The 2,895-nt window shown below is 31.3% G+C and carries 3 protein-coding genes and 1 pseudogene; all 4 read right to left on the bottom strand.

What is annotated here, in order from left to right; translation table 11 throughout:
- Positions 1-306: 306 nt before the first annotated feature.
- Positions 307-732 (bottom strand): annotated as a pseudogene (atpB, locus tag IEX62_RS24225) (F0F1 ATP synthase subunit A); the annotation flags it as partial.
- Positions 733-1,024: 292 nt separating this feature from the next.
- Positions 1,025-1,423, bottom strand: coding sequence for an LAGLIDADG family homing endonuclease (locus tag IEX62_RS24220; RefSeq protein ID WP_268235651.1), 399 nt, complete (start codon positions 1,421-1,423; stop codon positions 1,025-1,027).
- Between the two features lie 117 nt (positions 1,424-1,540).
- Entirely contained in the window at positions 1,541-1,831 is a 291-nt protein-coding gene (locus IEX62_RS24215) for an LAGLIDADG family homing endonuclease (protein WP_188741374.1), read from the bottom strand.
- A gap of 12 nt (positions 1,832-1,843) precedes the next feature.
- The gene (locus IEX62_RS24210; RefSeq protein ID WP_188643236.1) at positions 1,844-2,254 is read right to left on the bottom strand and encodes a F0F1 ATP synthase subunit A; all 411 of its coding nucleotides are present in this window, start codon (positions 2,252-2,254) and stop codon (positions 1,844-1,846) included.
- Positions 2,255-2,895 lie beyond the last annotated feature (641 nt).

The raw sequence follows: 2,895 nt of genomic DNA, 5'->3' as shown, positions 1-2,895 counted from the left end.
ACTCGGTAGAGTGGCATAAGTTCCTTCTCCGTCCACTTTTTCAGATGCGAACTTGCGTATCTCTGTTCATTTTAAGTACCGAACCCGTTTGCGAGTGGGCATTCCTCTCTCTATTTGCTATAAGAGACCTCGAATAGAGTAATCTTATCAAGTTACAACGAGACGTTTAACTATTTGATTGCATATGTGACTTTAACTTGATATTGGGGACCTTTAGTATCCTTCGGATACGTAAGAGGAGGGTGGACCGCTTTCAGGTGTCACCTAAAGCAGCGTAATTTTGTTAAAGGACTGCACAGGACTGTTCTAATGTAGATCCAATGCGTCTTTAATGTATCCGCTAGTTAAAACTACAAAAACTTGAGCTTGGATGAAGGCAATTCCTAACTCTAATCCTGAGAAAGCTATAATAAAAGCTAAAGGTATTAAACCTAAAAAGAAGAAGATAATACCGCTTGTCATTATATTGTAAGTAAATCCTGCTAAAATATGTAACAACATATGACCTGATAAGATGTTAGCTGCTAATCTTAATCCTAAAGATATATTTCTTGCTAAATAAGAAATGAATTCAATTAAAACTAACAGAGGAAGAAGGGCTAAAGGACAACCTGCTGGAACTAATAGAGAGAAAAATTCTAATCCATGTTTTTGGAAACCTAAAATAGTTGCTCCTAAAACTATAGTGAAACTAAGAGCAAATGTCACTACAAAATGGCTTGTACTTGCGAAACTATAAGGACAGCAGAGTAAGTCTTATAGACTTACCGTGGTGGACTATATCTTAATTACTTAATTGTTATTGTAAAACAGTGTTAAGTAATTTTTCACTTGTAGTCTCTGAGGATCTTACTCATAACATGGCTTGTTATTTTTATTTCCTGCTGATTATTCATTGTTTCATCCTTTAAGATTTTTACCATTATTTGGTACCTAAAGGCATTAGAAGTTCCCAGCACATAGTGAAATTTATTGTATTTTATTGTTATTTATTTTTGATATTACCAATTATCTAAACTTTTATCTATTCTTCTTTTATTATTCTTTTGCTATTCATATTACTTTGAATTAGCTTTATTGTATCTAATCCTTCATCAGTTAAATGAGTTTTAGATTCTATTAGTTTGGCTATCTTTACAAAATCTAAGAAATCTTCCTGTTTAACTCCCAATAATGGGTACTCTTTTAAGAAAGGTATTAGCTTATTATTTATATCTGAAAATATTGTTATTAAGTATTGACCTTCATTACGTGTTGGTGATTTGTAATATCTACCCATATTTAGATAAATAGCTATATCCTTCAATAACTCTTCATCTTTAATATGCTGAGTTAGTGAAAATCTTAACCAAACATTTCGCCACCCCCCCCTTCGGGGGGGGGAATTTTGAGTTATAACTTGGAAACATCCTTCACCTTCTATAAATCCTCTAATTCAGTTTAAGCTTTTAACCTTAACATCTGAAGTATTGTATATTACTGAAGGTCTCACTGCTGCTTTTACAGTAGGGAAACTTTCTTTAAATTTGTCAGATAGACCTCAATTTAATGTAGCTTTTATTCCTACTAATTTTAATAAACCTTCTAAAGATAAATGTTCTTTATTTTTTATTAAAGCTATAGCTTGTTTAAATAGTAGATAATCTGCTCTCTTTTGTGTTATTAAAGGATAACTATCAAAATGATCTGTGATTATTTGTAAATTTTTTAAAGAACTTACACGATATTGTATAGAATCAATACCATGTTTATAAATCTTTCCTACTTTAAAGGTTCTTTGAATAGCTTCTAATAGTGAAATATCCTTCTTATGAAGAGATATACTAAATATAGGTTTAACTTGTCAACCATTTAAGCGTCTATCATCTTTAAACAGTGAAAGAGAGAAACAGCCTTCCCCATCCACAAATCCTGTAATATAATCAGGGTTAAGATAGAAGGTATTTTTATTGTTAAAGCTATACCTAGGGCTATCCTTAGATATGTTCATTTGTGTATTTACTTGAGAGTTTGAATTAAGAGAAGAATATGATAGTCTTTGAAATATTGGTTTATGTATACCTAATATTCCAAATATGCTTGAAATAAATAATGATAAAATACAAAGGCTCCTGTTAACCATTCCTATAAGATTGTTTATTAAAATAAAAATAAATAAAGTATAAATAAATGGAAAGTATATTTGACCATTTCTAGGATTTATTTGACTTGTTACTATACTATGAATAGTAGCATATAAAGATTCTTGACTTATAGATCAACTATTGCTAACTAATCTATTATAATTTATACTTAAAAGATTTATAACCAAGAAAAAGAAAGCTCCTATTGTTAAATAAAAACCAATATTAGTTATAGAAATGTGTAAATTTCCTAAAGCATCTATACTTAATAAATCTCTTATTTCAAATTGATTTAATGGGCTAAGGACTTCTGTCGATATATTATTAAAGCTTAAAGTACTCATAAATAATGTACTTTAAGCTTGAATGATAGGACCTTTAAATATCCATGGTTATTTAATATTAAACATTAAATATTAAATATTAAATTTTAAATAGCCTTACTTAACACATATTACCCACCCTCTTCTTCAAGGTCTTCCTCCTTAACCAAGCTAAAAAAAAATAAAAAAAATTAAGCCAAGGGGAGCTGTATTATTTTCTCTACCTCAAAAATAGTACCCGACAAGGGCCCCACGAATACCCCACACACCTTCGTGTGTGGGCCGTATTCGTGGGGTCCCCCCCCGAGCCTTCATCAGTTTTTTTTGGTAGTCTCCTACCCCTCTTCGGAGGCTCTTTCCAAAAAAATTAGCTTAGCCTCCTTACTCTTCGGGTTCCCCTTCAGGAGGCTAAGCGAATTTTTTTTTTTTTAGTCCTATTCCGAAGGAGC

This window comes from Paenibacillus hunanensis, assembly GCF_014645615.1.
Taxonomy (GTDB): domain Bacteria; phylum Bacillota; class Bacilli; order Paenibacillales; family Paenibacillaceae; genus Saccharibacillus; species Saccharibacillus hunanensis.
Note: the sequence above shows the minus strand (reverse complement) of the source record. Positions and strands in the feature narration are given on the sequence as shown.